This window comes from Tunturiibacter lichenicola, assembly GCF_051013355.1.
Taxonomy (GTDB): domain Bacteria; phylum Acidobacteriota; class Terriglobia; order Terriglobales; family Acidobacteriaceae; genus Edaphobacter; species Edaphobacter lichenicola_F.
In genome coordinates, this window is record NZ_CP132945.1 from 1 (window position 1) to 23,042 (window position 23,042).

15 protein-coding genes are annotated in these 23,042 nt (G+C 53.9%); 6 read left to right on the forward strand and 9 right to left on the reverse strand.

Features of this window, described 5'->3' with window-relative positions:
- Positions 1-139 precede the first annotated feature (139 nt).
- The 3 genes from RBB82_RS23115 to RBB82_RS23125 all read left to right on the forward strand — a co-directional run bounded on the left by RBB82_RS23115 (position 140) and on the right by RBB82_RS23125 (position 3,697).
- Positions 140-1,123: a universal stress protein gene (locus RBB82_RS23115; RefSeq protein WP_433975472.1), complete on the forward strand. Its 984-nt coding sequence runs from the start codon at positions 140-142 to the stop codon at positions 1,121-1,123.
- Between the two features lie 62 nt (positions 1,124-1,185).
- Positions 1,186-2,781, forward strand: coding sequence for an oleate hydratase (locus tag RBB82_RS23120; protein ID WP_433975473.1), 1,596 nt, complete (start codon positions 1,186-1,188; stop codon positions 2,779-2,781).
- Positions 2,782-3,046: 265 nt separating this feature from the next.
- On the forward strand, positions 3,047-3,697 hold the full coding sequence (locus RBB82_RS23125; protein WP_433975474.1) for a Crp/Fnr family transcriptional regulator: 651 nt from the start codon (positions 3,047-3,049) through the stop codon (positions 3,695-3,697).
- A gap of 1,025 nt (positions 3,698-4,722) precedes the next feature.
- On the opposite strand, the gene RBB82_RS23130 is transcribed toward RBB82_RS23125, so the two are convergent.
- From RBB82_RS23130 to RBB82_RS23140, 3 genes are all read right to left on the reverse strand, one after another.
- The gene (locus RBB82_RS23130; RefSeq protein WP_433975475.1) at positions 4,723-5,790 is read right to left on the reverse strand and encodes an IS110 family transposase; all 1,068 of its coding nucleotides are present in this window, start codon (positions 5,788-5,790) and stop codon (positions 4,723-4,725) included.
- A 263-nt stretch (positions 5,791-6,053) separates the two neighbouring features.
- Positions 6,054-8,684 (reverse strand): LpqB family beta-propeller domain-containing protein, encoded by a 2,631-nt coding sequence (locus tag RBB82_RS23135; RefSeq protein ID WP_433975476.1) that lies wholly within the window; start codon positions 8,682-8,684, stop codon positions 6,054-6,056.
- A gap of 238 nt (positions 8,685-8,922) precedes the next feature.
- Positions 8,923-10,335 carry an amidohydrolase family protein gene (locus tag RBB82_RS23140; RefSeq protein ID WP_433975477.1) on the reverse strand — a complete coding sequence of 471 codons (1,413 nt, stop codon included), beginning with the start codon at positions 10,333-10,335 and terminating at the stop codon, positions 8,923-8,925.
- A 297-nt stretch (positions 10,336-10,632) separates the two neighbouring features.
- Between RBB82_RS23140 and RBB82_RS23145 the strand changes: the two genes are divergently transcribed.
- The gene (locus RBB82_RS23145; RefSeq protein ID WP_433975478.1) at positions 10,633-11,367 is read left to right on the forward strand and encodes a sensor histidine kinase; all 735 of its coding nucleotides are present in this window, start codon (positions 10,633-10,635) and stop codon (positions 11,365-11,367) included.
- Positions 11,368-11,512: 145 nt separating this feature from the next.
- On the forward strand, positions 11,513-11,650 hold the full coding sequence (locus RBB82_RS23150; protein ID WP_433975479.1) for a hypothetical protein: 138 nt from the start codon (positions 11,513-11,515) through the stop codon (positions 11,648-11,650).
- 437 nt (positions 11,651-12,087) lie between these two features.
- On the opposite strand, the gene RBB82_RS23155 is transcribed toward RBB82_RS23150, so the two are convergent.
- On the reverse strand, positions 12,088-13,770 hold the full coding sequence (locus RBB82_RS23155) for a patatin-like phospholipase family protein (protein WP_433975480.1): 1,683 nt from the start codon (positions 13,768-13,770) through the stop codon (positions 12,088-12,090).
- A 309-nt stretch (positions 13,771-14,079) separates the two neighbouring features.
- On the opposite strand from RBB82_RS23155, the gene RBB82_RS23160 reads away from it, so the two are divergent.
- Positions 14,080-14,325 (forward strand): hypothetical protein, encoded by a 246-nt coding sequence (locus tag RBB82_RS23160; RefSeq protein ID WP_433975481.1) that lies wholly within the window; start codon positions 14,080-14,082, stop codon positions 14,323-14,325.
- A gap of 32 nt (positions 14,326-14,357) precedes the next feature.
- Here the strand turns inward: RBB82_RS23160 and RBB82_RS23165 are convergent, their stop codons facing one another.
- The 5 genes from RBB82_RS23165 to parS form a co-directional block, all read right to left on the reverse strand.
- Positions 14,358-15,581: a glycoside hydrolase family 5 protein gene (locus RBB82_RS23165; RefSeq protein ID WP_433975482.1), complete on the reverse strand. Its 1,224-nt coding sequence runs from the start codon at positions 15,579-15,581 to the stop codon at positions 14,358-14,360.
- 131 nt (positions 15,582-15,712) lie between these two features.
- On the reverse strand, positions 15,713-19,192 hold the full coding sequence (locus RBB82_RS23170) for a carboxypeptidase regulatory-like domain-containing protein (RefSeq protein ID WP_433975483.1): 3,480 nt from the start codon (positions 19,190-19,192) through the stop codon (positions 15,713-15,715).
- A 1,303-nt stretch (positions 19,193-20,495) separates the two neighbouring features.
- Positions 20,496-20,834 carry a PEP-CTERM sorting domain-containing protein gene (locus RBB82_RS23175; RefSeq protein ID WP_433975484.1) on the reverse strand — a complete coding sequence of 113 codons (339 nt, stop codon included), beginning with the start codon at positions 20,832-20,834 and terminating at the stop codon, positions 20,496-20,498.
- A 1,066-nt stretch (positions 20,835-21,900) separates the two neighbouring features.
- On the reverse strand, positions 21,901-22,368 hold the full coding sequence (locus tag RBB82_RS23180) for an RES family NAD+ phosphorylase (RefSeq protein ID WP_433975485.1): 468 nt from the start codon (positions 22,366-22,368) through the stop codon (positions 21,901-21,903).
- Positions 22,368-22,781: a type II RES/Xre toxin-antitoxin system antitoxin gene (gene parS / locus RBB82_RS23185; RefSeq protein ID WP_433975486.1), complete on the reverse strand. Its 414-nt coding sequence runs from the start codon at positions 22,779-22,781 to the stop codon at positions 22,368-22,370. The genes RBB82_RS23180 and parS overlap by 1 nt, the downstream gene beginning before the upstream one ends.
- Positions 22,782-23,042 lie beyond the last annotated feature (261 nt).

The window sequence follows — 23,042 nt, forward strand, 5'->3', positions numbered from 1 at the left end:
TGTTTAGGTGTTGGCAGTGACCGCCGTCACAGACAGCTCGAGAATTGACAGGTCTAATGAGGAAGAAATAAGTCGTCGGCATTCGCAATCTGGATTGCCTACTTTCCCAAGAGGTACTCTATGTTCAACGCCCAGAAAGATGTTTGCTGTGGTTAATTCCACCCCGACGCGAGTGCTCCTCGCAACAGATTTCTCCGCAGCTTCGCGGGCAGCCTTCCAGGCCGCGCTTGTGCTGTGTCTCTCTTTTCGAGCGGATCTTTACATCCTTAATGTCTTCGAGTACGCCAACGCCAACCCTCCCGAATCCGGAGGGATGTTGCTTGAACTTGATAGCTTCTATCACGATGCGGAGCAATCCCTCGACAGCCTCGTTAAGGAGGCAAGGCACTCCGATATCACCTGTGATGGCTGGATAGGCAGTGGAACCTCTCATTCAACTATTCTCGAAACGGCAGAAGCCGAACACGCCGACATCATCGTGTTGGGAACGAGGTCCATTCACGGTTTTGAGCGTCTTGTTTTCGGTTCGACTGCCGAAGCCGTCCTGCGAGGAGCGAATTGCCCTGTTTTCACTGTGGGTCCGCGAGCAGCTACGCAAAGACCAGAAGAAGGGGCCGGCCCAGGAGTTGTGGTATTTGCAACGGACTTTCACGACACGACGACTGAGGCATTACAGATTGCTACTTCGTTCTGCTCTTCGATGAATCTGTCGCTGCATTGCCTGCACGTACTACCCAGGGGAGTTGAAGACAATTTTCATAAGGGGATTATCCCTGTGATCATCACGGAGGCTTTACAGCATTTGGTGGCGACGGTGGAGAATAAGACCGGTCCACCGGTATGTGCAGTCACCTACGGTAGTGAAATCTCTAGTGCAGTCGTTGATTATGCTCAGGCGCACAAGGCCAGACTGATCGTTCTTGGCGTTCGTCGAGCATCTTTGGCGGCCTCACATACACCGGCCCATATAGCCTACCGAATCATCGCTGAAGCTCCCTGCCCTGTTCTTACGGTGGCGTTTCCGTTGGGACATGAGACGGGCAGTCTGGATCCGATGCGAGATGCGCAAGACATAAACGAAGGGCAACCGCTGATGCGCCTCAGGCAGCCCACGATTCAATAGCTCATCTAAGTATGTTTTATCGACTGACTTAACCGCTAAGTCCCATAAGAAAGAAGGCGTCTATGCAAAACAAGCACACTCAGGTCGACGCTGTCGCTTACCTGATAGGCGGCGGCATAGCATCGCTGGCAGCTGCAGCTTTCTTGATTCGAGATGGCAACTTCAAAGGGCACAACATCCGCATCTTTGAGGAGTCGCCTCAACTCGGAGGAAGTCTAGATGCCTCAGGAGACTCTGAACGGGGTTACATAATGCGCGGCGGCCGGATGATCGAGAGCAAGTATGTATGCACTTACGACCTGTTCTCAACGATCCCGACGCTTGACGAGACTCAAACAGTAACTCAGGAGATATTCAAATGGAACGAGACGATGAAGACCTCTTCCCGATCCCGCCTCTTCCGCGGCGGTGAAGCAGTCGACACTCCTGACTTCGGCCTGAGTGAGAGACATATCCGCACTATTGAACGCCTGGAGTTCGAGCCTGAATCCATGCTCGGGCGAACCAGCATCGCCGATCAGTTTGATTCGAGCTTCTTCAGTACCGATTTCTGGTTTATGTGGTGTACGACCTTTGCCTTTCAACCGTGGCACAGTGCTGTTGAGTTCAAGCGATATTTGGTTAGGTTTACTCATATGGTCGCGGGCTTCAGCAAGCTGAATGGCATTATGCGAACCGTTTATAACCAGTACGATTCGATGGTTCGCCCTCTGAGTAAGTGGCTGGAGCAGCGCGGCGTGCAATTTGTCTTCAACGCCAAAGTCGTTGATCTCGGGTTCTGCCATGACTATGAAGGGAGATCGATTGAACGCATCTCTTACCAGCAGGACGGGCGTGCAGAAAAGATCTTGGTGAAGAAGAGTGACTTAGTTATTGTTACACTCGGTTCGATGACGGAGGGGTCGAGTCTTGGCTCCATGAGTGCAGCACCGACCTTGAAGGACAAGCGGGATGGAGGGGCTTGGACGTTATGGGAGAGGATAGTGGAGCGCGAGACGGACTTTGGCCATCCTGAGATCTTCTCCGCTCATGTAGATAAATCGAAGTGGGTTTCTTTCACGACTACCCTTCAAGGGTCAACCTTTTTCGACCTTATTCGAGATCTCACCGGCAATGCACCGGGCGAGGGTGGCCTCATTACCTTCCCCGATTCCAACTGGCTGGCGTCGATCGTGCTGCCACATCAGCCACACTTCATCGATCAACCTGCAGGAGTGTACGTCTTCTGGGGCTACGGTTTGCACGTCGACGAACCTGGAAACTTCGTTGCAAAACCAATGTCAAAGTGCAACGGTCGAGAAATCATGACGGAACTACTGGGTCATCTTCGCGCCGAGGCGCAATTGGATGACATTCTCAAAGGCTGCAACTGCATACCATGTATGATGCCCTTCATCACAAGCCAGTTTTTGTGCAGGGAAAAGGGTGACCGCCCAAAGGTTAGGCCTGAAGGTGCGAAGAACTTTGCCTTTGTGGGTCAATTCTGCGAGCTTCCGGAAGACGTCGTGTTCACCGTTGAATATTCCGTTCGCTCCGCACAGACGGCGGTATATTCGCTACTTGGGCTCGATCGCGTTGTACCTCCGGTCTTCAAAGGCAACCATGATCCCCGAATCCTCCTTAAGGCTTTCGAAGCTCTTCACGCAATCAGTACTTAGTTCTCTTATGCGACTGCTGAGAGCGTGCAGTCTACAATCCGAGGCTTAAATACAGGGGTTAGCGGCGCCTTTAGCGAAAGGATACTCAGCAGCCCGGAGTGTTAGGTAATAGATTTGCAATACACCCCGAACCTTCAGACAAGAGGTATATAGTCGCATCCATAGGGTTCCTCTTCCTATGGATCGGGGACTATCCTTGCCAACTTTATCAGCGCGGCATCCACAACCACTGGATTGCATCAACTGTGAGCACCGTTCCTTGCGGATGTTTTGCAACTTGGACGGAGCTGCACTTGTTGACTACGCGACTATCGGCGTCGAAACGAGTTTTGCCCGCGGCACAACCCTATTCAATGAAGGCGGACGAAGCAAGGGTGTCTTTGTCATCTGTACAGGCCAGGTAAAGCTGTTCTGTACCTCCAAAGAGGGCAAGACGCTTATTCTGAAGATCGCCTTGCCCGGTGACGTCTTGGGTCTCGGAGCAGTCATCTCTGGCTCCGCTTATGAAGTGACTGCCGAAACTCTTGAACCGACACAGATCAAGAGCATTCCTCGCGATGACTTTCTTTCCTTCCTGGAGAAACATGGTGAAGGCAGCTTACATGCAGCCAAAGCACTCTCTGACGACTACAAGGCAGCGTTCTTCGATGCTCGTCGCCTTGCTCTGTCGAGCTCCTCTGCGGGGCGACTAGCTGGCGTCTTGCTCGATTGGGGGAAGACTGCCGCGACCTGCGGTAAGTTCGAGATGCGCTTTACCATGGCACTCACGCATGAAGAGCTTGCGAATATGGTCGGCAGCTCACGCGAGACGGTGACTCGAATGTTATCCCGCTTCAGGAAGGAAGAGCTTATCCAGATGCGAGGATCTTCCATTCTGATTCTGGCTCCTGAAAGGTTGGAACGGCTGGCCGTTTAAAGCTGTGAGGCTAACTGTGACGCCCATCACCGACTTCATCGAAGAAACGGTCTAACTTCCTTAGTAGAGGTTACCCGATGAATCAAGAACCTATCTCAATTCTTCTGTACGGCCCAGATCAACATAAGCTGGAAGTACGCCAGCGTGTGCTCAACACAATTGGCCGTCAGGTTTGGATTGCTAAAAATCTACTTGAAGTCAACAAGATCGTGAGCAATGTGCCGCGACTTGATCTTCTTGTTCTCAGCCACTCTTTTTCGAAACAGGAGTGTGGACGCGCCATTGCCCTCACTCACTCACGTTGGCCCAGCACGAGGACCTGCGTCTTATCCGCCGCCAACTCAAGATCCTCTGCTGAAGCGACCGTTGACGTGATGGAGGCCCTAAGAGGTCCGGCAAGATTTGGATCTCAACTTGAGAAGCTTGTCGCGGGTGAAAGTAGTGCGTGCTCCCACCTTTACTAATTGATAGAGAACAATGTCATGGCTGCACTATTGGGAGCCATGACATGGTTCAGAGATGTGAAGGCATGTGACTATTACTGGCGATGATTCATCCCGCGCCCCCAATGAAGACCTGCAAAGTTCTATAAGAAGGAAAGTCAACAAGAAACACTTCCCCCTCGGCTGAATTCTTGTTGACTTTCAGCCCCCTTGAAATTGAGCGGGCTTGTTCTTGCATTCACCTCCAAAGGCTCCGGGACGTTGCGGACTGCAGACAGCCGCGCAGCGCTGGTGGCTTCTTCCCTTGTGGTGTTCATACTCGATTTGCGACGATGCCAGTAGTTTGAGAAACCATCAAGCAGAACGTTGGTTATGTGGCAACCATGGTTCTATCTGGGACTCGTGTCCATTGCTTTTTCTGGTTATCCGAGAGGGACTATGGTCAGGTGTGAGACTGGGTGCCCGAGGCACCACTCGTCTAACTTTGCAGTTGAGACTCGCTCTCGAACCCAAGTGTCTCAAGTACCGGTTAAACCACCGCGGGGATTGGAACCACGGGATGGAACGGAACTATGGGAACACTCAAGCTGTTTGTGGGTTCAGATAACTGGCGTCGAAGCTAGCTCCTTTCTTCCAGACGGTCAGGATGATCGCTGCAATTTTGCGTGCCAGGCTCAGCCGCGCCATCTCGGGCCTTATTCCTTTGCTGATCTGAGCAGCGTAAAACTTCTGAAACGGTCCGCTCTTGACTGCAGCAACAGCTGAGGCGCTCTTAAAGATATTCTTGAGATCGTGATTGTGATTCGAATTGAGACCGCGAATCGATTGTTTCTTTTTGGATCGCTGAAGTTGTCCATTGACGAACTGATTCTCTGCGCTGTCGTGAGTCTCGATCGCCAATCCGCTGTAAGCCCAGAGCTGTCGCTTGGAGCGAAAACGATCCGGCGTCTGCAGCAGCGCGATCAGCAGCGCAGCCCGGATAGGGCCAATCGACGGAATCTGACTCAACAGTGTCGATACGGTGTGCTTCTTGCTCTCCAGCAGTAGCTCGCGAAGCACGACTAAGCGGAGCGAGCGCAGAGCGTCCAACTCCGCGTAGTAAAACTCAGCCCGCCGGCGCACGCCGGGTTCCTCGATCTTGCCCAGCCACTCCCGACGATGCCGCAGTCCGTAGACCTGTTTGCCCACGCATGGAATCGCCCAGCTTCGATATATAGCCTTCACCCGGGTCATGACGCGCGCCTGGTCTTTGGTGATGGTCAGATAACTCCGCGCCAGTTCCTTCAGGGACCGCACTCCATGCTCGCCGTGGTAAACCGGCCGCAGCATATTCGAGCGCAGCAGTTCGGCCAACTTCCGGGCGTCGTTTCGGTCACTCTTGCTGCCTTGCTTCAGATAGCCATTGCGACGCGGATCACACACCACCAGCTTGGTCACATGCGGCTTCAGCAGGTCATACAACCAGGCTGCCCAGGTGCCCTCTTCAAACGTCAGATGCAGACTCCCGCGCAGTCCATGCACGAACTCGAGAATTGTAATCGCCTTGGTCTCGATGATGCATTCCATTACCATCTTGCCCGAAGAGTTCAGAACCACGATCGAGATCGAGTCCTTGTGAACATCCATTCCGATATACTTCGTGCCTTCCATAAGAGCGCTCCTTTCTGACGGTGAGATACCGCTCACAGCCTAGTCCAAGGGGGCGCCTTCTTATATTGCGTCAGCTATATTTCCCTCTGCCACTGCTTGATCTCGCAAACGTCGTCCAAAAATGAGTGCCAATCTTGCATGAACAAATCCGTCGCCTCAAACTGACTGCATGGTTACGCTACCTGCAGGTCAAACAGATGGCGTTTGCTCGATGTGCACAAGATGTTAGTAGCAATTTCCACGCGAGGAACTTACGCAAGAAATTATTGGGCTTGAGTTTGAGGATCAAAATCCTTCAGTAACCACACGTCTGATTTCTCTTCCCCCACGCTGACTATGATTTTTCGCCCGTCGGGGCTAACCGTGCCCGCAGTGAGATCTCCGGGCATAGCGATCACGGATCTAAGTTTTTTCGAATCACCAAGCTTGATCTCGCTAATCACTCGTCCACCGGGATCAGCAAACGCGTATATAAAATCTCCGTCGGAAGACCACCCGAAGGGAACAACATCTGGATACAACAAACTGGTTGAAAAGTTTTCCAAGGTAATAAGCCATGTGCCGGCAGCAGGGCTACGATTCCAGTAGGTGGCAATCTTTTTTCCATCTGGCGAGACTATAGGCTTGGCGGTTAGCCAACCTCCTGAATCCACCGGAAGAAGTAATCTCTCCTCTTGAGTTTGAACGTTTACACGGCGAAGATTGCGCATATCTTTTTTGGCATAGACGATATCGTGACTCGGAGACCAGGCGAGGAAATGATTAGAATACGTATCGTCTGTAGCATCTAACCGTCGAGCGGTGCCGCCCTCGGCGTTGACTATCCACACCTTTGGAGTGCCTCCTTGATTACTGATGAACGCTATTTCGTTGCCATCCGGGGACCATCCAGGACTCCAGGTTCCGGCGGCTTCAAACGACGTCAATTGAACCGGCTCGCCACCGCCGACCGCCATTTTATAAATGTTGGCCTTGATGTCGGATCCGATCGTAAAGGCTACAGAGCGACCGTCCGGGGAGATTACGGGCTCGTTGTATGACAAAGTTCCCGACGTAAGTGGCTTTTCGCGCGCCTCTGCGGTTGAACCAGACGCTGGTAGTTCAACCGACCACAAATTTGAGTAAGACTGTGACCGTGTATACGCCAATTGCGACCCGTCCGTCGAAAGCGTGAGATAGCCTCCAGTTTCCAATCCACTGACCAACGCTGTTGGCTTTCCTAACTGACCCGAAACTGGAAGTCTCATAAGCGCAGTTACGCCTCCCTCTGATCGGAGATAGTAGACTGCATCGCCTCGAGGAGACCATACTGCAGATCGAATCGTGATTCCGCTCTCTCCTTCAATGAGCTTGCGCCGCTCGGTTCCGTCGAGTTTCATCGACCATATCTGATACCGATCTGCGGTCGCGGTCAGAAGCAGCAGCGTAGCGGTCTTGGTTGAACAGGTGATGCCGAAGAGCCATTGGTATTCAGGTGCGGGTATCTGTTTTTTTTCTCCGTTTAGAAGGCTTACCAACCGGATTCCGGCACCAGGGTTCTGCCATGACGTCACAATCTCAGTCCCGCTTGGCAGCCAGCAGGAATAGACTCCATCACCTATTAGTCGCGGCGTTCCTCCGAGGCGAGAAATGACAAAAATTTCTTCCTTACCCTGATTCCCCACTGCAAGCATCAGCCTAGAACCGTCCGACGACCATGTGGGATCATCTAGCGTTTGTCCATGTAGCAGTTCAAGGCTGGGGCCACCTGATAGATCTTGCAGCATCAGTTTCTGTTCGGTTCCTGAGTGTGTCACATAAGCTACAGACTTTCCATCGGGGGAGATGGCAGGCATATATGCGTTACCGACGAAAGTGATCTGCCTATGCGCTAATCGTGACTCGGGGTGACCTGCGTGAGAAGCCCGATATGAGTAGAAGACCGCCGCCAAGGCAACGATTACGATGAGACCGATCGACAGCGCTTGCGCTCTTCGCAGCCATTGACGATCCGGCGCGGGGACGTCAACACCTAGGGATATTCCCGACAAAGCTTCCAGCGCAAATCCTAAATCCGACGCGGACTGAAAGCGCTCTTCGGGGTTCTTCTCTAGGCAGCGATGCACGACGCGCTGTAGCCCAGGAGGAATGCTCTGGACAATCTGCGAAATGGGGGGCGGATCTTCGTTCAAGATCGCAGTCATCGTTTCTGCCGAAGTCGGACGTTGGAACGCCCGCTTGCCGACCGTCAACTCGTACAAGATTGCGCCGAAGGCGAAAATATCAGCCCGATGATCGACCGTCGTCCCACGCACCTGCTCCGGGGACATGTATCCGACAGTGCCCATTATCATTCCGGGATGCGTCCCGTGGGCCTGAGTCAGCGCATTACCGTCCGGATCGGGTTTCGGCTGGAGTAATTTCGCAAGACCGAAGTCCAGAATTTTGAGGCGGCCGTCTTTGCAAACGAACAGGTTTTCCGGCTTGAGATCCCGATGCACGATGCCTTTGGTGTGAGCTGCCGCTAATCCATGCGCGATTTGAACGCCGTAGTCGATCGCTCTGCGGAGCGGCAGTGGGCCACGTTCCAATTGTTGTCGCAGAGTATCGCCTACCAGCAGTTCCGACACCAAATATGGCACGCCTTCGAAGACGCCAAAGCGGTGTATCGCGAGTATGTTGGGATGGTTCAGAGCCGCGGCTGCTTGCGCCTCCTGTTCAAAACGTCGCAGCCGATCGGGATCCTGCGAAACAAGGGCCGGCAGTATCTTGATCGCAACTTCACGTTTCAAAACAGGGTCGCGCGCGCAATACACCTCGCCCATTCCACCTGAGCCCAATAGGCCGAGAACTTCGTAGCCATCAAGTTTCGCGCCCGGAAGTAACGGCATGGTGAGGCGGATTATACCTCTCACGCCGGCACTGTACTTGTTTGAACAAAAATGAGCGGGAAAGTCAGGCTCACGGGCTTGCGCAACAGTCGTCCCATGTTGTGCTGTTACAGTGCCCGTCCGACTACTCTGGGTTTGGCTGCGACTTTCCGAACGATCCCGAGAAGCCTGTTCTCCCTCTAAAGACGCACTGAGTCCTTGGCTGTGGTTACGAAGTTCCGCACCGAGGTTCAGGATTCTTTCGAAACGGCAGATCGAAGAACTATTTCGCGGCGGCAATCTGTTTGATTAGGGCGCGGAGTTGGTCTAGGTCCTGTGGTGAGAAGTAGTGTCCATCGGCTATGACTCCCGCGATCTTGCGGGTGTTGCCGATGTTGTCCAGCGGGTTGGCTCTGAGAAGAACGAGATCGGCAATCCTGTCTGTCTGGATAGTGCCGAAGTCGTTGAGCCTGTTGTAGAACCTTGCCGGATTGAGGGTGGCGGTCTGAAGGGCTTCGAGTGGGGTGAAGCCTGCCGCTACAAAGCGCTGCAGTTCAAGATGGAGACTGATGCCCGGAATGACATCGACTCCCGCAGGTGTATCGGTGCCGGCTAGAAAGGCCACATTCGCAGCGTGCAGCTTTCTAACGATGTCGAGTTCGTGATCGACGAACTTCTCACGAACAGCAAGAGGGTCGGTGTCGAGGGATTTGAGGATGCTCTTCTGAGCTGCGGGCCACTGCTTGGTCGCCCAGATGTGACCAGCGTATACGAGGTCCGGGTCTTTGGTGTAGTCGATGGCGTCGACGAGCCACTGGCCACGCTCCCAGAAAAGGGTTGGGCACTGCCAGACATGGTTCTTCGCTAGAAGCTGAATGATGCCTGCCTCGCGGGCTGGATCGTAGCCCTCGAGGAACATTCCGGGGGTCTTTGTACCGGTAAGGTATTTGTGCTCATCGAGGGAACTGGCCTCGAAGATACCGATGAGATGCTCGAACGTTCGCTGGCCGACGGATACGGCCTCGGAGGCGCGAATGGCGTCGGGGACGTGACCCTCGAATTCGATACCTACCTTTTTCGACTCTTCGGCGATGGCGAAGTAGGCTTCACGAGGGACACCGGACTGGACCTTGATGAAGTCGACCCCTCGGCTCTTGAGCATGTCCACAGCGTTGCGTCCGTCCTCAGGTGTGGCTATGGGAACGGCTGCTTTGTAGTGGGATTTGGGACCGTCGAGCATGGGACCCGAGACAACCATGCGCGGTCCGAAGATGCGGTGCGCGGCTACGTCATCGCGGGCCTGGAGGACGGAGTCAAGGGCACTGCCCATATCGCGGATGCCGGTGACACCGTTGGCGAGGAAAAGCGGAAGGATGAGGTCCGTGCCGTCAGCGGCAGTGCTATCGAAGTAGACATGGGTGTGCATATCCCAGAGGCCAGGAATGAGGTACTGGCCCTTGGCATCGACGATCTGGCCTGCTTTGGGATTGGCTTTGGTGGAATGAGCGATGCTGGCGATGCGATTGCCGTTGATGACCACGGTGGTGTCGGGCTGACTTTTGCCGTTGGTGACATCGATGAGCGTTGCGTGGGTGATGGTAAGGGTTTGCGCCTTTGCGCAGGGCACCAGAAGCGGCAGGAAGAGAAGGAACTTTTGGAGGATCGGCACAGAGTTATGGTAATGCTCGGACGACATTTCGCCGCGTTGAAACTTGCGTTGCCTTCTGGCACTCTCCGCAGCCTCGGGCGCGTGGTTGCAATGACTTCTCGCTAGGTACGGGTATGGGTTTGCTCCCTTTCTCTATGCCGAGTGATGGCCTGCGATCGCCTCCTAGCGGGAACATGTAATGGACACGAACATCTCTCGCCGCTACGATCCAGTCAAAGCTGGAACACGGGCGCTCTTGATAGCTTCATGCTGCGCCCGGGTCCCAGGCTGGTGAGCGTAAGAAGTCAGGAAGACGGCCTTCACTTGCAGAAAGGAGGATCTGTCATGCGGCTCGATGGATTGTCTCTTGCGTATAGAAGCCCCTATGTGTCGCGTTTGCGGCCAACGTTCGGGGAGATGCGTGCCCGTCTCGAGGAACGCGCAGCTGAGCGTACGCGAATTGCCCAAGACCTACACGATACAGTGCTGCAAGGCATTGTCAGCGCAGCTATGCAGCTAGATGTTGCAGTGGACCAGCTACCCGCGAATTCGCCCGCTAAGCTGCCGTTAAGCCGTGTTCTCGAATTGATGAGACGCGTCATGGAAGAGGGCCGCAACGCGGTTCGAGGACTCCGTTCATCCAATTCAGACTTCGACGACCTAGGGCAGACATTTTCCCGAATTCCGCAAGATTTGGGCATCGAAGTGCAGATTGATTTTCGGGTGATTGTGTTAGGTTCGGCCCGAAAGCTACATCCGCTCATTCGGGACGAGGTCTATCACATCGGCCGGGAACTATTGGTGAATGCATTCCGCCACTCCCGAGCCAGCCGCATCGAAGTCAAGCTTGAGTATGCCCCGAAGCTCTTCAGGATAGTCGTCCGCGACGACGGTTGCGGGATCGATCCTCAAGTGTTGCGTGCGGGACGCGAGGGACATTGGGGGCTCACTGGTATGCGCGAACGGGCGGAAAGAGTGGGCGCCAGACTCAAGGTTTGGAGCCGCGCCGCGGCAGGTACGGAAGTCGCGCTGTCCGTCCCTAATTCCATAGCTTTGAATCCGGAATGGTCGAAAAATTAGCAGAGTGTTAGGAGAATTCATCGCAAGTCTTGCGGTCGAAGCGCAGATTGCCGCGGCCCTCTCGATAATTGCGTCCGAGTGACGGGCAAACGCACCTTACACCCGTAGTGATTGGCATGGACTACCATTAGGAATGGAGGTATCTATGCAGATCCTCAAGATGGTCGCTTATGCTGCTGGTGGTTCCGTAGTCGTCGGCCTTCTCCTGGGTGGAGTTCTGGAACTGGTTAGAGCAGTGCAAATGCACTCGGTTCAGACGCGCAAACCCTTAGCGAAAATCTAATATCGCTCAACACGGCCCGTGACGGCGATCCCCTAAGATTGAGTTTGTGTTCTCTGCCGGTCCCGAAACAATTCGTAGAGAGCCTCGGGAGTGTGATCTCCTTCGCTCAGTCGGCAACATGCAGGACCTGGCAGTCTGCGCATTTTGTTCATCCTGTTTTATTTCGGCAGTATTTTATGCTGCCGTAGTCCTGCGTTCTTCAGCAGGGGTAAAGTCTCTCTGTTGCCGATCTACAGCAAGCAGATACGCGACCATCTTCCGCGCTACGGCAAGTGTCGCCCGATTGCTATTTCCTTTTTGCCTTTCCTGGTCATAAATCACAGCCATTTCGTGGCTCTGTCCCGGTGCCAACTTCGCGGCTTCTACCCGCATGACGTGGCGGCTTGCCGATCTGATGGAAAGCTTTCGAGGCGTCCGCGCCCCAGCCCACGCCATTGCTACTCCCGAAACAAATGATTCAGAATCGCATTCATCAGCGGTTCGATCACCACCACGTCCGCCGGATAAGACCAGAACCCGATCAGGTATCGCACCATCTCGCTCACGCGCTTCTTCACACCGTCGCGAAATTCCTTTTGCTCCTCGACCGACAGTTGCGCCAGTTGCAGCCCGTTCAGGGTGCTGTCGATTGGGTTCGTATGCTTCGGCGTATACCGTATCGGTCCTAGCTCTCCCGCTTCACTCATGACGGGATCGGTCAACACCATTCTCGCCACCATCCGTCCCCGGTCATAGTCATGCACGCGATACCGCTCGTCGAAGAACCCCAGAAAGCCCGTCAGGTCTGCCCCCGCCAGCAACTCCTCGGAAACCGCGATTCCATAGATCCGCATATAGTCGCACTGTCCCAAATTCGCCGCCGTCTCAAACGCAAGCACGGTATCGCGAAATGCATCGGCGGCGTAGCTTCCTGCCCCCAGATGCGCGATCTCCTCCTTGTATTGGTGTTCAATCCGCCGCCTGGCATCAGCGAGGCTCTCTTTCCCGATCTTCGCGACCTGCCTCGTCCCCGTCCGCGTCGGCTGCGAAAACAATACCTTCAGCAAACCATCCGCGGTCCTCTTCAGGCTTCCGCTCTTAATTTGGCCGGAACGCAGCTTCTCTACCAGTTCGCTGGCGCGAGCATCCATTAGAGCAATCTGCTCATTCATCTCCACCGCTGTAATCCAGTCCTGAAACTCTGACTGGCCTAGGAGTACCTTCGCCCACCGCTTCATCATCTGAAAGTAGTCTGCATTCATCTCGCAAAAGCTTGAATCCGCGCTCGAAGTTCTTCCATGCGGCGACACAAACAAATAGAACCGACTGTCGTTGTACCAATGCTTGTCGATCTCATCCACCAGGTTCTTCGCCATTCCCAGCGGCTCGTTCTGCAAGATTCCGCCATCGGTGTACGTAAACCTCGACGGATCATCGGTCCACGGTTCCAGACCGTTTTTCGGGTAATCCGCCCGCCGGCGGTCCACCTCCTTTGCACGAAATGCCAACGGATATGCTCCGCTTGCCACCGAAGCGTCTGCTAGCTCACGCCACACTTCTGGCTTGTCGCTCCCGTCCACACTTACAACTCTTGTCATCTGGTCTTCATGCCGCGTGTAGATAAACTTCCCGCAAGGCTGCATGTCATAGCCGTAGTCCACGCCGTTCAGGTTCGTCAGCGTCATTCCTATTGAGATCGACCGCGCAGCAGCTATGTGCGTTATGGGAGCGTGCCACTCCCCCGCTGCATATCGTCCCAGCAGCATATCTTTTGCGATTCCCTCCACAACATTCGACGAAAAGATCGAACGAAGCGGCGGTTCCACCGCGCCTGTCGTTTCGTCCACCGTCTTCAACAATCCCTTGAGGTCGATGCGTTTTACCCACACGTTGTACAGCGGGTTATCATACGCGTCGCGAAACTCATCGGCCGAATACAACATTTTATGCGCCACAATCGCGGCCGTCATCGCACCGGCGGAGGCGCCCGTCATGACATCGATAAGAATCTTCTCGTCGTCTGTCACCCCCTCGGCGGAGTTGTGCTGATGAATTGCATCCAGCACCTCATACAGAACCCCCGCCTCGTAACTCCCCAAGGACACCGCACCTGCAATCGTAATAGCCAGCCGCTTCGGCATATCTCTCCTCGCAGCAGAATTAGAGCACCATTCCGAACCGGAAACCATATACCTAATTGGGGATCGGCCAATGAAGAGGGTTGGTTGGGACTCCTAACACCCTGTGACGCATGATTTGTGCCGCCTTTCTCGACGCTCAGAGTGATTCAACTCAAGTTGACCGAGATTACAGCCCGGAATTTTCAGAAAGTCCCAAGATGCGGCGGGGCAACTGGACTCCAGACCGACGGACGTGGCTGTCTATTAGCGCTCGTCGGTCATCGGCCCGACCGCCTCAACCTTTTTCAGACTACAAGCTGGTCAGGAGTAGTGAATGGGTGGGTTCACGAGTTTCGTCTAGCCGAGCGAAATCGATCAACCGAACGATGGTCGCATCGCGAATTCGAACGACAAATCAAGAAGTCGGCGTTTGAACGGACGATGCAGTCTGATCTAAAACTCGCAACAGTGTCGCGAGTTTTGCTGGAACACGCCGCTGGCGTCTCCAAAGACAGCTATCTTCTCTATTTCCTCTATCTTGCCAATACCCACAGCGAAGCAGACCTCCAAGATTAGGTCAAGTTTGCTTTCTCTGTTCTGCCTAATTATTACTGAAGCAACGGAGCCGACTTGAGTCCGAGGGCCCTCAGATAACCGGAGTTGATTTGACAATGCTCAAGTTGAATATTTTCGAGGAGGCCGTCGAATGCATGATCGATGATCTGTTGCGAGGGCCGAGCAGTAAGCCGTTCCTTAACCTTGCCCATGTCGCGCGGCAACTTTGCGAAGGCTACAATTTGATCCCAACCTTCGGGCGGCGTAATAGTTACGACGCTTGATGTTTTCAGCATTTTTTTGTACGGCCAGAAGGCCCAACCTATATCGTTCTTGTTGAGAAGCGCAACGTACTGAGCGACCCACTCATCGGTATTCTCTCCGGATTCTCCAAGCCACAGCGGAACGTTGTAGCGGTCACGAAAGTCGAGATAGGGCTGGAGCGCCTTCTGATCTGGCGTCATCCAGTACTGATGAAAGGTGTAGGCGGTGTTGCTGTCGAAGGGCGGCCCGAAGACGCCAAAGTTGCTGTCCCACTGGGCGCCACCAAGAAAGAGGATGTGATGTGAATCGATCTCGCGGACAGCCGCGGTGAGTTTTTTATAGAGCGGTTCGAGTTTTAAATTGAGGGGGGCGAGACCGGGATAGTTCGGTATAGGTTCGTTCAGCAGATCGTAACCGAGGACGGTGGGATTATCTTTGTAACGCTTTGCCAGGCGCTGCCAGATCGCGACAAGATGCGCCTGCTCGATCGGACTGTCGTAGATCCAGGGGTATCCGTAGCTATCATCGATGTTTGCGCCGGTCTGTCCGCCGGGAGCTGCGTGCATATCGATGATGACGTAGAGACCCTCTTCACGGCTCCATTGGATGACGTGGTCCAACAGCGCGAATCCCTCCGCGTTACTGGTTTCGAAGTACTTGTAGTGAATGGGAACGCGGATGGCGTTGAAGCCTGCTTCGTGCAGGAGATGTATGTCCCGCTGTGTGGTGTAGTTTTCGCGGTACCGACGCCAGAAGATGGCTGACTTGTCCGGTCCGAGGAGCTCTGCGACAAGGGCCTCGATCTCGCGGCTTGACTGCGGGCCTCCGTCGAAGTTCCACATGTAGCCCTCCGGAACAAACCAGTTGCCCAGGCTTATGGCGCGAAGCAGGAGAGGCTTGTTGCTTCCATCGACGATCTGTTTTTGACGTGTATGGGCAAACTGGGCGAGGAGAGAAAGAGGCGTAAGGCAGATTGAGAAAGCGACGAGTCTGACTAGTCGACGTAACATCATGGTCTATTCCCCGGATTGTTTTTTGAGGTAGATGTTGCAGCTGGGCTGTAGCTTCATTCATAAAGTATCCCTCGCAAAAGGCAGAGACGGCGAAGATCGCCGTCTCTCTTCGGAAGGTTTACCGACCTGAACTAGAACGAGACGCGGCCGTACAACTGAATCTGTCTGCCGCCGACTGTCGTGCTTGTGATATTTGCGCTCTGTCCGGGTCCAATAGCGTTGTTTCCAGGCTGGCCGAAGCTGGCATGATTCAACACGTTTCCTGCATCTGCGCGGAACAGAAGCTTCACACCGCGCTCCGGCCAGACGTCGAACGACTTGCCCAGCGAAGCAGCCACGTTGACAACTCCAGGGCCATACACCTGGTTCCTGAGGAAGTTGCCGTAGGTGTAAGGAGCAGGCACCGCCAGCGCGTCCAGGTTGTACCACTCCCTCAGGCGAGACTTCGTGCTGCCATGCAGATGGACATTGCCGACCAGGTTCGCTTGCTGTGTGTACCCGCCAGACTGATTGTTCGAGGAGTTATTGTTTCCGGTCGTGATGCCCATGGGATTACCGCCTTCGATCACCCATACACCGGAGACCTGCCATCCGCCCAATACCTGGTCCAGCAGGAGGTTCTTATTCAAAAACTGTTTTCCTCTGCCGAAGGGAAGCTGATAGATTGCCTGCCCTTTGAACATATTTCGAATGTCGAAGTTGCTGTTGGCATAGTTAGCGGAAGGATTGAAGGCGTTCTGATAGTTCTGGTAGCCTTCACGGGCTCCCCAGCCGGACGAGTCCAGATCATCAAGGAAGTGCGACCAGGTGTAGTTTACGTTTAACTGAAAGCCCTGGGTCAGACGCTTGGTCATCTGGGCCTGCAGTGCGTTGTAGTTCGAGATGGCATTATTGGTGCTTCCGGTGATACCGAGGAACACCGGATACGGTTTGTTGCCGAGGTCGTTGGCACTAAGCTTGTTCTCAGGAACCTGATTGATATCCACAGGGAAACTCAGGTCGGCCCCATGGTTGCCCACGTAAGTAAGAGTAGCTACGTAGTTCTGACCCAATTGACGCTCCAGCGACACATTCCACTGATAGTTCTTCGGTAGAGGGGTATGGTACTGGTTGTAACTTACGCCCTGGCCATTGCGGGCATCCGCTGTGGTCGGCGCGGTTAGATATGCGGCATTGGGTGTCAACGAATTGAAGTTCGTGCCGTTGGAGACAACGCCGCAACCGGGATCGGTCGTATCGGACTTGCTGCCGTCACTGTCGATCTGGGCAACGGGACAGATGCCGTTTGTTGTGTCGCTGACACCTCCACTGCTGCCAAATGCACCGCCCATGCCTGCGCCGTAGGTGTCGAGGCTCAGAGTTGAGGCATATATACCCCAGCCGCCGCGAATGACTGTATCTTTCATAGGCTGCCAGCTAAAGCCGAGGCGTGGAAGCCAGTTGTTATAGCTCGGCGCAATCAGTTGACCGCGACCATTGGCTTTGCTGAAGCCATACCATATAGCGCCAAGGCCGCCGGCTGGGTTTGCCACGGTGGGATCGAAGACACTCTCATTACCCTTGACCTCATTCCAGCCGGTATGGACCTGGTAGCGCATACCCAGATTGACGGTCAGATTGGGACGCAGCTTGTAATCGTCCTGAATGAAGAGTTGCGGACTCTTGGTCCGAGCACCATACTCCGGCGTCACGCTTGCGTTGTAGCTATTCATCTGGCCTAGCAGGAAGTCTGCATAAGCAAAGCCGTCGCCCGTGCCGTGTGATGCAGTAATCTGTCCGCCCTGAGAGGTATAAAGACCTCCAAAGCTCGGAGTTCCGGCATTGAGATAACCGTATTGAGTAGAATCGGCAAGGCTGATCAGGAACTCACCGCCGAAGTGCAGGACGTGCCGCCCACGAATAAGCGTCACCACGTCGGACGGATCGTAGACAAACTCCTTGTAGATGAATGGCGAGGTATTGCCAGTGCTGAACCCAGTCATACTACTGCCTGGGCCGAACCCCGGAACGACATCCACCTTGGCGAGCTTGTACCCAACCATTGCCAGGAAGCCTTTTCCTTGAGTCTCTGGACCAAAGAAGTTCAACTGATCGGTAAAACCGAAACGCGCTTCGTTCTGTAACGTCGAACTGAAGAACCATACATCCGAGATCTGGGCATTTTCGCGACTTACATCTTCTGTTTCACAGTTGAGAGGACAGGCATTCTGCCCAAAGTTGACGCCAGGATTATCACTCTCCGTCTGCGAAATGGTGATCCGGTTCTTGGAGTTGACATCGTAATCCAGACGGCCGAAGTACTTGGTAAACGGATTGATGTTCGGCGCGCTATACCCATAGTTATTGGTGACAACTCCCTGCACGATCTGTGAAGCGCCAACATTGGCCGGCTGCAGCACTGCGTTGTTGCCCAGCGTCTGCAGAAGAGTCTGGAAGTTCATAGCGACTGGGTTGATCATGGCAGTCGGGATGCGGTTGCCATTCCCATACTCCTCGGCAAAAGACTTGCGGATGGCGCAAGGACACTGCTGGGTGACAGGGCCGGCAGATGTCGTGTACGTGTGACTTCCGGTGTACTGGATCGTCTGCGTGGTTGGGTCATAGATAGTCGGCATTCCAGGGGCGGTAAAATCGCCGTTCGCCATCGCAGCGTTCTGCCCTAGCGGTAGTGTTTCTTTGCCAATACTCGTACCGTTGTTGATTGTCTTGTCGAAGTCGAAATAAAAGAAGAGCTTGTGCGAAATAACCGGACCACCGACGGAAAAACCGAAGTTGTTGAAGCGTAGCTTGGGAAGTTCCACGCCGGTGGTGCCGAACTCATAGGGGTTGGCATTCAGCGCGTTGTTAGCGAAGTACTCATAACCGGCGCCATGGAACTGACTCGTTCCACCTTTTGTGATCTGGTTATAAATGATGCCTCCCTGACCGTATTGCGCCGAGAAGCCGTTGCTGCTGATCTTCACTTCAGAGGTTGTCTCAAAGATCGTGACATCAGAGTTCATGCTCATCGGCAAGGTGGTCGTAGCACCGTCGGCCAACACGCTCTCGAAGGGCAGGTTGCCATTAATGGCGGCCACCTGGCCCGGATTGGAGGCGCTGCTGGCGTTCTCAGGCGCGCCCGCGGCGCCGGGTAGCAACACGGTGAAAGACTCCCAGTCCGCACCAAGATTGGTCTGGGGCAGTTGCGAGATAACGTCGGAGGACAGTGTAGCCTCCTGCGAGCCCGTCTCCGTGTTCAACAGTGGCACATCCGTGTTTACCACGATCTCCTGCTGTGTCGAGCCTGCCCTGAGCTGCGCGTCGATGGTCTGAATGGAAACGTCCAGCGTAATTGGGCCGCGCACGAAGGTCGAAAAACCGGCCATAGTAAACGTAAGCAGGTAATGGTCCGGCGTAATCGAACCGGTATCGTACAAACCCGCCGCATTGGTAACGTAAGTCTTGACTACACCCTTGTCGACGTCCTTGACCTGAACCAACGCTCCGGGAATTACTGCTCCCGTGGTATCGGTGACCGTGCCGCGCAGATCCCCAGAATTCGTATTCTGAGCAAATCCCACTCCCCCAACCAGCCCACAAAAAAGAACCGTGAGCATCATTCTGACTTTCATCTTGTTCGCCTCTCCGAAGTGTTCTGCCTGTATAAATTGGTGCAACTCGACCGCCGCTACGTGAAATCTTCCCGACATCTTCTTGTCTTTAGCAAAAAAGGTTTGTCTGGACGTAACTATATGGACGCCAAGCAGTTATCGCATTGCGCTGCAACAATCGTCAAGCTTCACTTGTCAAAATTTTGTCATTTTTTTGATTGATGAATAAACACATGAGCATTCGCGTGGCGCTTCTTGACGACTCGAAGGACGCCCATGATAATGAGGCCCTTCACGAAATCGGAGTTCTGTTGTCAGCACAGGTGCAAGCCAGTGGTTGCCTTTCGTCCTCGTCAACCTCGGAAAGCTTGTCGAGCCTAGCAGTGGCATCCTGAGCCGAGCACGCAGCAAGAACAAACACAGCGAGCGTTGCCCAGATAAAAGTCAGTGGGATGCGAGTGGGTCTGTCGGTTAACTTCGACGCAGTGAGTAGGGATGAACGAAAGTCCCTTCGTGAATCTTTCCCACGAAGCGACCGTTCGAATCGCTAAGACAGTTCAAGGTAAATCCAAGGCAGAGTTATGAGAGTGACCTTCGACAGCAATGTGGCTAGCTCTTTCTTCTTTTCTAGACCCGTCGTTGGACGCGGACGAGAATGATGTGCCAACTGCGGCAGCACGGGACAATCGTTGGGGAGATATCGTGGGCGAGGATAGAGGCGCGAGGTGTCGGTGGGGGCGTTATCGCGAAGCTAGATAAATGCATTCGCGAATCTGCGTTGGATGCTCAAACGGAACAGGAGTTCGTCCGAGCAGTGAGCGAATGGGCGGATCGCGACGCTTTCGCCGCGCACATTGCATACGGGTTCGCGACCTCCTCGATCCGTCCGTCCAAAGAACGGCGGAGCCCGCTTCATTCTCTACTGGGCTAATAAAAACTTCGATCTGACCTCCCTGCCTACGAACTGTGCTTCGTATGGAGGTTACTCGCCCGAAACGCGGGAACTGTCAATCCTGACCTATTGCAAACACCATGGAGTACGTCGCAAAGGCGCAAACTTCCTGCCGGCGGCTGGAGGTGAATAAGGTCAAAGCCACAACCGAGATGGTGTGGATATGGCAACATCACGTATGGCAGTCATAAGAGAAGCGCATTAGTCTCATAGAGACCGGTGAACGCCCTCCCAGGCGCCTGACCCTCCGAGTCATCGGAACATATCGGTTATCGGCCTAACGATGGTGAAGGATCGATCTTGCCCGGGAAAGACATCGTCAGTATTCTAAACATTACAAGTGCTTTGCCAAAGACCGGCGTACTCGGCGATCTAACAAAAGGAAAGACGGCGGCGCACTACCCCAGTCAGGCCAAGGATGCCTGTACTCAGTAGCAATAACGTAGAAGGTTCTGGAACTGTTGAGGCAAGCTCAAAAGTGACAGGTACGGTTTCGGTAAAGTGGTCTTCGTCTTGTAGATAAGCGAAGTATCCTGAGCCGCCGCTAAATATATTTACGTCGAACTTATCAGGCCCGTTTACGTCTACGAAACTAAATCCATTCGAATTTACCTGTGGGACGGTTGAGGGAAATAGTAGATTATCGTTGCCGTTAAAGCTTCCAGGTGCGATTAAGCCTGTTACTCCGGTACCAGTAATAGCAGTGATCATGTATTCTCCGGCCCCAATCGATGATGCAGTGAGAGTTCCAGATCCGCTGAACGTTCCTGACGATCCAGTTACAGTGAAGTCAAAGGTGTCAGCATAGGCTGAACCTGTGATAGCTAGGACGCTAAAAAGGGCGATAGTTATAGGCAGACGAAAAGAATGCACAGGTCACCTCGAGTGATAATTCTTCGACGCAGAAATCAATTGGGACGTTGGATCATCTTAGAGTAATTATCCATACTTAAAGAAGCTCTCTCTAATAAATGTCAACCGACCTTTGTCGCAGGAGTTATGCCCACTCCTGCCGGATCAACCACAGGCGGAGCCTCTCGGTAGAGTGCAGGCGAACGTACTAGCACTTGAGTTACAAACAGATCAAGGACAATGGTCCAGAGGTCATAACAGGCTCTAGATATGAATAGAGGCATTTGCAATGCCTCGACGACGCGGGTCGACTCTTGTCTCAATTTCGACAAGTTATCCCGGCTAAATTGCACGGACAGTCCGCATTGGGAGATATCATCGTGGATCAAATTGCCAAGCGACCCCAAAAGCCTTGATATTGTTTATTGAACAGCGGAAATCAACATCTTCGCGTCCGCGGTGAATTCGACTTCCCCTAGATCGTTCGATGGGAATTTGAAGGCTCTGAGGAATCCGGTAAGTCGTAATAGATATGAAAAGTGAGTGTAATTAGCGAACTGGCTAAAAGCATTCCTATCTATTAGCGTTAACTTGCCGAAATTAGGGTGAACTGACGCCCACCCAAACGTGTACCCGAAAACCTTGCACTTCGGCGCCCTGTAAAATAGGGCACTTAAAGTTAGAATCTACCGCACGAAACAGCCGCTTCTTCCCTTCCTACTTTAGTAGGCGTACTTGGTTCAGTACCCAAGTTCAGGTCCGTTGCACCACATCCATTCGTAAGGCCGATCTCGGCGGCGCGAAATCGTTTTTCAGGCACCTCGCTCACCATTAGGTCGATGCCCTCCTTACAACACAAGAAACCGTGAATGCGGAGATGGCAGAGAAGCGCCACTTCTAAGTGGTGGCCTCCGCATCGATCTCCTTAGCCGCGTAGGTGTTTCAGCAACCGAGGATCGAACTCCGCTCGGGTGGTATCTACGATCTGAATGAGTTCCGCGTCGCGATGCAACGGGTTAAGTAGATAGTTCCATGTGTTCGGGAGGATGGCAGAGGGAACCCGCGCCAAGGCTGTTGTCCTTCTCGCGAGCCACTCGTCTCCTAGGCTCCGGCTGAGACTGTGATCTGATTTCCATGCGTCGCTCACGGGGACGTTGATCTCTTCGAGCGGCAGCTCATCCGGCACACTCACGCGAAGAAGCGTGTATCCGACTGGCAAATCATCGTCGTCGAGTTCCAGATGGACGAGAACTTCGACCATTGCACCGGCTGGCGACTCTGCAAGATAGACGATGCGACGACCCACGCTATGCCATCGTGCCGCATACTTGAGCCCGCCTTCTCCGCTGAGTGAACGGTGATTACTGATACGCCAGAGGTCCTTCACTCCCACTAGGCGAACATGCCTTCGTCGATTTGCCCCAACATTTCCTCGACCATTCGGCCGCCGAAATCGGTGCGAAGCATCTGGAGCGGAGTCCGTTCATCGAAGCGCTTCTTCGGCTTGTTGAGCCAATTGCGTGCCTGCTCCACGTCACCGAAGACGGACACGGCCTGGTCGAAGACGCGCACTAACCTTGCCAACTTGTCGGACTCGTCCGACGAAAGCGATTGCTTGCGTGAGCGCCGATGTTTGAGCGTGCGCGCCGGGATTACGATGTCGTAAATGTCCTTGAGATCCACTCCGGAAGCCGAAACGAAGTTTGTCATCGTCTCGACCGATACTCCCGCTTCGACGCTTTCCAGATCGAACCGCAGAGATACCAGAAAGCGGGACGGTTCAGCGACGTGGACAGCTTGAGCCATACAGACATTATGCCACAACTAGCGCGGCATTATGTCCCATTGGCCCTATGTTCTCTTTTTCTCCCCCTAAGTTCTGGTGATCTTCGACTATAAGACTCCTAGAAAGACCGCTCAGTTTGCGGCCGCGATCACGAAGCCATGCTTTGGCAACTGCCAAGCGAGCGATTTGCGAGAAAATGTGAGACCACGGGCTCTACCGCCGGAGACCTCGCCAGAACTGCTGGGCGACGCTGGCGTGTGAAGATCATGTGGATTGGCCCA

What these genes read in the sequence shown, in the direction of transcription:
- RBB82_RS23140 (WP_433975477.1), bottom strand. Translation starts at nt 10,335, where the DNA reads ATGTCGTCCGAGCATTACCATAACTCTGTGCCGATCCTCCAAAAGTTC.
- RBB82_RS23130 (WP_433975475.1), bottom strand. Translation starts at nt 5,790, where the DNA reads ATGGAAGGCACGAAGTATATCGGAATGGATGTTCACAAGGACTCGATC.
- RBB82_RS23115 (WP_433975472.1), top strand. Translation starts at nt 140, where the DNA reads ATGTTTGCTGTGGTTAATTCCACCCCGACGCGAGTGCTCCTCGCAACA.
- RBB82_RS23120 (WP_433975473.1), top strand. Translation starts at nt 1,186, where the DNA reads ATGCAAAACAAGCACACTCAGGTCGACGCTGTCGCTTACCTGATAGGC.
- RBB82_RS23170 (WP_433975483.1), bottom strand. Translation starts at nt 19,192, where the DNA reads ATGAAAGTCAGAATGATGCTCACGGTTCTTTTTTGTGGGCTGGTTGGG.
- RBB82_RS23125 (WP_433975474.1), top strand. Translation starts at nt 3,047, where the DNA reads ATGTTTTGCAACTTGGACGGAGCTGCACTTGTTGACTACGCGACTATC.
- RBB82_RS23150 (WP_433975479.1), top strand. Translation starts at nt 11,513, where the DNA reads ATGCAGATCCTCAAGATGGTCGCTTATGCTGCTGGTGGTTCCGTAGTC.
- RBB82_RS23175 (WP_433975484.1), bottom strand. Translation starts at nt 20,834, where the DNA reads ATGATCACTGCTATTACTGGTACCGGAGTAACAGGCTTAATCGCACCT.
- RBB82_RS23145 (WP_433975478.1), top strand. Translation starts at nt 10,633, where the DNA reads ATGCGGCTCGATGGATTGTCTCTTGCGTATAGAAGCCCCTATGTGTCG.
- parS (WP_433975486.1), bottom strand. Translation starts at nt 22,781, where the DNA reads ATGGCTCAAGCTGTCCACGTCGCTGAACCGTCCCGCTTTCTGGTATCT.
- RBB82_RS23155 (WP_433975480.1), bottom strand. Translation starts at nt 13,770, where the DNA reads ATGCCGAAGCGGCTGGCTATTACGATTGCAGGTGCGGTGTCCTTGGGG.
- RBB82_RS23165 (WP_433975482.1), bottom strand. Translation starts at nt 15,581, where the DNA reads ATGATGTTACGTCGACTAGTCAGACTCGTCGCTTTCTCAATCTGCCTT.